This is a genomic window from Nocardia sp. NPDC060220 (assembly GCF_042727815.1).
In the GTDB taxonomy this organism is placed as follows: Bacteria; Actinomycetota; Actinomycetes; order Mycobacteriales; family Mycobacteriaceae; genus Nocardia.
The window spans coordinates 1-4,024 of record NZ_JBHWZY010000644.1; the positions used below are offsets into that span (position 1 = coordinate 1).

General features: G+C 67.2%; 4 protein-coding genes. All 4 read right to left on the reverse strand.

The window, feature by feature from the left end:
• Positions 1-21: 21 nt before the first annotated feature.
• On the reverse strand, positions 22-681 hold the full coding sequence (locus ACFWF3_RS26920; protein ID WP_378993260.1) for an MspA family porin: 660 nt from the start codon (positions 679-681) through the stop codon (positions 22-24).
• A gap of 66 nt (positions 682-747) precedes the next feature.
• On the reverse strand, positions 748-1,428 hold the full coding sequence (locus ACFWF3_RS26925) for an MspA family porin (protein WP_378993261.1): 681 nt from the start codon (positions 1,426-1,428) through the stop codon (positions 748-750).
• Positions 1,429-2,170: 742 nt separating this feature from the next.
• On the reverse strand, positions 2,171-2,713 hold the full coding sequence (locus ACFWF3_RS26930; protein ID WP_194826720.1) for a MogA/MoaB family molybdenum cofactor biosynthesis protein: 543 nt from the start codon (positions 2,711-2,713) through the stop codon (positions 2,171-2,173).
• Positions 2,713-4,024 (reverse strand): S1C family serine protease (locus ACFWF3_RS26935; protein WP_379316159.1); only part of this gene is annotated, 1,312 nt, incomplete at its 5' end. The genes ACFWF3_RS26930 and ACFWF3_RS26935, both read right to left, overlap by 1 nt.

A 4,024-nucleotide genomic window follows, 5' to 3' on the forward strand; every position in this document is an offset into this window, starting at 1 on the left:
CGAGTGCGGGATACGAACAGATCAGCCGAGGCTGAACGGAGCGCCCCACAGGGTCACCCAGGAGATGACGTTGTCGGTCTCGACCTCGACGGACACGAAGGCACGCGCCTGCGCGTAGCCGGCGCAGCCGCTCAGGCCGATGGTGGTGTCGGACCAGGTCACCGAGCCGGAGCCGTTCTTGAACTTGTTGCTCTTGCTGTGCGATTCGCTGCCGAAGTCGTCGGCCTGCTCGCGGTCGAGAATGTAGAACGAGGACGACTGGCCGGGGCCGAGCGAGAGCTCACCGCCGGTGGTGATGCCACCGGAGCCGTTGCCGTCCTGGTCGATCGCGGCTTCGCCGCCGCCGGAGACGCCGCCACCCGAGATGTTGACCTGGCAACCCACGGTGTAGCCCGGGTAGATCTTGCCGGAGCCGCCGTCGGAAACGGTGACCTGAGCGCTACCGGAGACCCACGAGTTGCGGTGCACCGGAGTAGAACCCATGGACGGGCTGATCAGGGCCGACTCACCGACAAGGGAGATGTCGACGACGGTGCCGTCGGACAGCGTCTTGGTGATGTGTCCACCCGGCAGGGGAACGAAGGTATCGGCATTGGCCGCGCCCGTCGAGAACAGGCCGACGGCCACGGTGGCCGCAGCGCTGACGCCCGCCACCTTCGCCATGAACTTACGGTTGATCATAGGATTTGTCCCTCGAGGATTGAGTTCGCCGCAGCGAGAAGAAGATTCGTGCCGGATCGAAGAACGTCAGCCGATGCTGAACGGCATGCCGTACAGGGTGGTCTTCGAGTAGTTGTCGCCGATGACCTCGACGACGGTGTACGCCCGGGCCTGCGCGTAGCCGGCGCAGCCCTGGATCTCGATTTCCGCGTCCTGGTAATCGATCGCGTAGGTACCGGCCTTCAGGATGTCCTTCGAGCTGATCTGCACGAACTTCACTTCACCGGGGCCGAGGTTGACGCCGATGGAGCCGCCCGCGGTCACGCCGCCGGTGCTGATTCCGCCGGAGACACCGGCGCCGATGGCGTCATCGGCGATGCTCACCTGGCAACCGACGATGTAGCCGGTGTTCAGCTGGGAGGTGCCGTGCGTCGACGAGTTGTTCGAGCCGGGACGACCGGTCGGGCCGTTCCAGGGGCCGACCTCGCCCTCGGGGGTCTCGTTGACCTCGGCGACCGCGGTGCCCGAGACCCAGACGACGCGACCCGCGCCGTTGGCGGCCATCGACGGCGAGATCAGTGCGGACTCGTGGGTGCGGGTGATGGTCACGCCAGCAGGGCTGACCTTCTGGCCGTCCGGCAACGGCACGAAGGTATCGGCATTGGCGGCACCGGTCGACAGCAGGCCCAAGGCCACGGCGGCCGCGGCAGCGCCGACGCCCGCGGCACGGACGCCACGGCGCACACCGGTGGTGCGGTTCTCGCTCATACTTCCCCTCATCAGGTGTCTAACAGCCGGCTTCGACTTTCGAAGCCGGACAAATGGACCTCACAGGGCCCAGATCAGTGTGTCGCCCCTTTGTTGCCGTTACGTAACTAACTGTTATTTCGACGATACGGCCGGGGCCGGTGTGGCGAACCCGAGCCAGGGTTCCACCGGGTGGTTCAACGCACAGAGGTGGGAGTACTGCGGGGACCGATAGTTGGTGGCTCGATGGCGAACATTAAACGCCGTTACACGGATTCGGCAACGAAAGAGTTCGTAAATTTCACTGTGAAGCACGGCACACATTCTTACATCGCCACATGCCTTGACGTGCATTGATGCAGTCGCGAAGGCTCCTGTCATGACACCTTGACAGGAGATGGCCCCGGGTAACGATCTGGGTCGTCGAACGACAAAAGACCACGCTTTCGCGTGGTCTCGAGTATTTGTCCGCAGTGTGCGTTCATGCCGTAATCGGCAATTCCAAGGCGGCTTATTACGTAGCGGCTACGTAGATAACGGGCTGATCACCCGTGGTGCGGTGGAACTTGCGACCGTAACCAATCGTCGGTACCGGAGCCCCGTGATCGCTCGCCGCGTTCGTCGCCGGTGGTCTCCGGGAGAACATCGCCGAAGATTCTCGCCAGTCGCGCCGCCTCGGCCGCTTTCCGTCGCAGCTCCTCCGCCGCAGCCTGTTTCCGGCCCCGATCATCGGGGCCGGAGACAGCGTCGTGCGGGTCGGATGTCATTCGTCCAGACCGGACAGTTCGCCGATCACCTTGCTGGCCAGCGGGCCGAGGGTGGCCATGCCGTCGCGGACCGACGCGCGCGTGCCGGGCAGGTTCACCACCAGGGTGCTGCCGGAGATGCCTGCCACGCCGCGGGACAGACCGGCGTCGAGCGAGCCCGCCACCCGGCCGGACGCGCGCAATGCCTCGGTGATGCCGGGCAGTTCACGGTCGAGCACCTGGGTGGTGGCTTCGGGGGTGATGTCGCGCGGCGACATGCCGGTGCCGCCGACCGAGATCACCAGGTCGACGCCGCCGATCACCGCGGTGTTGAGCGCGTTGCGGATCTCGACCTCCTCGGCTTGCACCGTCACCGAGGCGTCGACGAGGAACCCGGCCTCGTTGAGCAATTCGGTGACGAGCGGGCCGAGCGAATCCACGCCGCCATGAGCCGTCCGATCGTCGACGACAACAACCAGTGCGCGCCCTGCCACGGGAGCATCGATGTCCATGGTCATCACCGTAGCGCCTACGCACGACAGGTTTGCGTTCGAACGCATCATCGGCCGCCTTCCGCCGCCGCGGCGGTGAGCGTGACCTCGACGGTCTTGGAGTTACCGCCCTGTTCGTCGGTGTAAGTCACCTTCACCTTGTCTCCTGGCTGGTGTGAGCGGACGGCGGCGATCAGCGCGTCGCCGGAGTCGATGGGGCGGTCGTCGAGGCGGGTGATGACGGCTCCCGCGGGGATGCCTGCCTTGGCGGCAGGGCCGTCGGGAGTGGCCTCGAGTACGCGTGCGGCGGTGTCCTGCGGGCGCAGTTTGATGCCGATCTGGGCGTAGGTGGCATGGCCGGTCTTGATCAGTTCGTCGGCGACCCGGCGCGCCTGATCCACCGGGATCGCGAAGCCGAGGCCGATCGAACCGCTCTGGGTGCCGCCCGCCGCCTCGCCGCCGAGGCTGGCGATGGCGGTGTTGATGCCGATCAGCTTGCCCTGTCCGTCGACCAGCGCGCCGCCGGAGTTGCCCGGGTTGATCGCCGCGTCGGTCTGGATCGCGTCGATCACCGGGTTCACCTGACTCGGCGTGCCCTCGCCGCTGGTCGAGACCGGTCGGTTGAGGGCCGAGACGATGCCGGTGGTGACCGTGCCCGCGAGGCCGAGCGGCGAGCCGATCGCGATCACCGGCTGACCCACGGCCAGACCGTCGGAGGTGCCGAGTTCGATCGGCGTGAGCCCGGTCTTGCCGCTGACCTTGATGACAGCCAGGTCGGAGACCGGATCCGCGCCGATCATCGTGGCGGGCGCGGTGCTGCCGTCGCTGAACACCACCTCCATCTTCGCCGAGGCACCCGCGCCCGCGGCGACGTGATTGTTGGTGAGGATCAAACCGTCCGTGGACAGCACCACCCCGGAGCCCTCGCCGGACGCGCGATTACCCGCGACCTTGATCATCACGACACTGGGCAACACCCGCTGCGCCACCGCCTGGGTGGACCCGGCGGGCGCGTTGGCGACGTTGTTGACCGCGGGCTTCGGCGCCTCGAGCGCATTGGTCACCGGCGCGGAACCCGAGTCGGTGGCGAGCACGCCGACGACACCACCGACACCACCGCTGACCAGAGCCAGCGCCGTCGCACCGGCGATCAGGCCGAGCCGCAGGGGCTTTCGCTGCGGAGTCGGCGCGGGACCGAACGCCTGGGGCTGCGCACCGTGCGACGGCTGACCCCCCTGCGACGGCGGGCCACCGAACGCCATGGGGGCGGTGTGAGGCGCGGGATTCCCGAAGGGCGCATGGCCGCTGTGGGCCTGCTGTCCGCCGTAGGGTGCCTGCCCGCTGAAGGGTGCAGGCTCGCCATGGGGCTGGTCGCTGTAG

Bases quoted from the DNA above. Each gene is read 5' to 3' on its own strand.
- ACFWF3_RS26920 (WP_378993260.1), bottom strand. From the start codon at position 681: ATGATCAACCGTAAGTTCATGGCGAAGGTGGCGGGCGTCAGCGCTGCG.
- ACFWF3_RS26925 (WP_378993261.1), bottom strand. From the start codon at position 1,428: ATGAGCGAGAACCGCACCACCGGTGTGCGCCGTGGCGTCCGTGCCGCG.
- ACFWF3_RS26930 (WP_194826720.1), bottom strand. From the start codon at position 2,713: ATGCGTTCGAACGCAAACCTGTCGTGCGTAGGCGCTACGGTGATGACC.